This window comes from Streptomyces phaeochromogenes (genome assembly GCF_001418655.1).
Taxonomy (GTDB): Bacteria; Actinomycetota; Actinomycetes; order Streptomycetales; family Streptomycetaceae; genus Streptomyces; species Streptomyces phaeochromogenes.
Genome location: NZ_LIQZ01000667.1, coordinates 1 through 2,136, shown reverse-complemented (window position 1 = coordinate 2,136; position 2,136 = coordinate 1). Strand labels below are relative to the sequence as shown.

General features: G+C 71.1%; 2 protein-coding genes and 3 pseudogenes. 4 read left to right on the top strand and 1 reads right to left on the bottom strand.

What is annotated here, in order from left to right; genetic code table 11:
- The 4 genes and pseudogenes from AOK17_RS53390 to AOK17_RS47370 form a co-directional block, all read left to right on the top strand.
- A pseudogene (locus AOK17_RS53390) lies at positions 1–94 on the top strand (short-chain dehydrogenase); the annotation flags it as partial.
- 32 nt (positions 95–126) lie between these two features.
- A pseudogene (locus tag AOK17_RS53385) lies at positions 127–271 on the top strand (dehydrogenase); the annotation flags it as partial.
- 2 nt (positions 272–273) lie between these two features.
- Positions 274–1,016 (top strand): Gfo/Idh/MocA family protein (locus tag AOK17_RS47375; RefSeq protein WP_245697912.1); only part of this gene is annotated, 743 nt, incomplete at its 5' end.
- A 99-nt stretch (positions 1,017–1,115) separates the two neighbouring features.
- Positions 1,116–1,916, top strand: an 801-nt coding sequence (locus AOK17_RS47370; RefSeq protein WP_245697911.1) for a Gfo/Idh/MocA family protein, incomplete at its 5' end; no start/stop codon positions are given.
- An 89-nt stretch (positions 1,917–2,005) separates the two neighbouring features.
- On the opposite strand, the pseudogene AOK17_RS53380 reads toward AOK17_RS47370, so the two are convergent.
- A pseudogene (locus AOK17_RS53380) lies at positions 2,006–2,136 on the bottom strand (inositol 2-dehydrogenase); the annotation flags it as partial.

Sequence of the window (2,136 nt, the reverse complement as noted above, 5' to 3'; positions counted from 1 at the left end):
CGATCTCGTCGTCTTCCTGCTCTCCGACCGCAGCGGTGTGGTGACCGGCTCGGTCATCGACTGGGACCAGATCGTCTTCGGCGGACTCGACTGAACCGCCCCCTGGGCTGAAGGAGCAAGATTCACATGCGTATTGGCATCATGGGGCTGGGCCGGATCGGCGCGTTCCACGCGGAAACCCTGGCAGGACTCGAAGCGGTGGACTCGCTGGTGGTCACCGATCCGGTGGCCGCTGCCGCCTCCTCCGCCGCGGAGCGGTTCGGGGCCACGGNNTCTGCGAGAAGCCCGTGGCCCGCGGCGTCGAGGAGAGCCTCGAAGTTCTGCGTGCGGTGGAGGACGGCGGGGTCGAGGTGCACATCGGCTACAACCGGCGCTTCGACGCCGGCTGTGTCGCCGCTCGCGCGGCCGTGGTGAACGGCGAACTCGGACTGCTGCACACCGTACGGTCCACCACCCTGGACCCCGCCCCGCCGCCCGCCGCGTACGTGGCCGTCTCCGGCGGCATCTTCCGCGACTGCAGCGTGCACGACTTCGACATCGTGCGCTGGGTCACCGGCCGCGAGGTCGTCGAGGTGTACGCGACCGGCGGCAACCGGGGCGCCGACTACATCGCGGCTGCCGGCGACGTCGACACCGCCTCCGCGCTGCTGACCTTCGACGACGGCACGATCGGCGTCATCTCCAACTCCCGGCACAACGCCCGCGGTTACGACGTCCGCCTGGAGGTGCACGGCATGAAGGACAGCATCGCCGTGGGCCTGGAGGACAAGCTGCCGCTGCGGTCCGTCGAACCGGGGGTCACCTTCCCCGCCGGCCCCCCGCACCACTTCTTCATGGACCGCTTCGCCGCCGCCTACCGCGCCGAACTCACCGCGTTCACCGAGGTCGTGGCGGGCTCCCGCCCGTCCCCCTGCACCGTGGCCGACGCCCTCGAAGCCAGCTGGATCGCCGAGGCGTGCACACTGTCGCTGCAGGAGCACCGGCCCGTACGACTGGAAGAGGTACGCAAGGCATGACGGACGAACCGCTACGGATCGGTGTTCTGGGCGCGGCCCGGATCGCCGAGCTCTCGATCGTCGGCCCGGCCCGTGTGACCGGCCACCGCCTCGTCGNNNGCCGACCCCGAGGTCGAGGTCGTCTACAACCCCCTCGCCAACGGCCTGCACGGGCCCTGGAACCTCGCCGCCCTCGCCGCGGACAAGCACGTGCTCACCGAGAAGCCCTCCGCGAGCAGCACGGAGGAGGCCATCGAGGTCCGGGACGCCGTCGCGAAGGCGGGCACGGCCTTCATGGAGGGCTTCCACTATCTGTTCCACCCGGTCACCCGGCGTCTGCACGAACTGCTGGACAGCGGGGAACTGGGCGAACTCCGGCATGTGGAAACGACGATGGTCATGCCGGCGCCCGAGGACACCGACGTGCGCTGGTCGCTTCCGCTGGCGGGCGGCGCGCTCATGGACCTGGGCTGCTACAGCCTGCACGCCCAGCGGGTGCTCGCTTCCTGGGCGGGCGGCGCGCGTCCGGGCGCGCCCGGAGTGGACGAGTGGCTGGACGCGGACCTGGAGTTCCCGGGTGGTGCCACCGGTACCGCCCGCTGCCACATGGCCCACCACGAGCTGCAGTTCAGCTACCGGATCGTGGGTTCACTCGGTGAGGCCACAGCGGTGAACTTCGTCCAACCGCACGTGGACGACCGGCTCCTGGTCCGCACGGCCACGGGCGAGCGCACCGAGATGCTCGGCCGCCGGTCCTCGTACACCTACCAGCTCGAATCGTTCGCGGCCCATCTGCGCCGGGGCACTCCACTCCGCCTGGACGCCGACGACGCGCTCGCCACCATGCGGCTCATCGACGACTGCTACCAGGGGGCCGGGTTCTCGCCCCGGCCACGGACGGTCCTTCCGACCTCGGCCTAAGCGGAACGAATGGGAGAGGGCGGTGCCTTCCGGCACCGCCCTCTCCCGTTGTGCACTCCGTGCCTTCGCGGTCCACCTCCCCGGTCGGCTCACTGGTAGAAGTCGGGCCGCTCGATCAGCTCGACCTCGACGCGCCGGCCCTCCCGCTGGGCCCGCACGCCCGCCTCGCAGGCCGCGGCTGCCGCGTAGCCGTCCCAGACGCTGGGCCCGGTGACCTCGC